1 protein-coding gene is annotated in these 315 nt (G+C 40.6%); it reads right to left on the reverse strand.

The annotated features are described in order from the left end of the window. Window positions 1–53 precede the first annotated feature (53 nt). A partial coding sequence (gene tilS / locus AAEY62_RS21375; protein WP_350636388.1) for a tRNA lysidine(34) synthetase TilS occupies window positions 54–315 on the reverse strand: 262 nt, incomplete at its 5' end.

Raw genomic sequence — 315 nt, forward strand, 5'->3', positions numbered from 1 at the left:
ACCTTGTGGTGCTTTATTTACTAACGATAAGCCTACATGCGGCTCCTTACTCATTATTTACACTCCCAATAAATACCGTTTTCATCACTATGGTTAGCACTTATAAAATAGCCTACCACTTGTACTAGGTCATCATTATAAAAAATTAACGGCACATTAGCACGCAGCCAAGGAGCCACTTTTGCATCTTTAAACCAATGCTTGAGCGTATTACTTCCTGGTTTTTTTAAAGGTTTGATGCGCGCACTATTACAATTAAAACGCACGCTTACTTGCTCATCTGCAGTTGGCGCTCTGACTCCTACGCCACTGTGT

This window comes from Pseudoalteromonas sp. GW168-MNA-CIBAN-0100 (assembly GCF_040309225.1).
Lineage (GTDB): Bacteria > Pseudomonadota > Gammaproteobacteria > Enterobacterales > Alteromonadaceae > Pseudoalteromonas > Pseudoalteromonas arctica.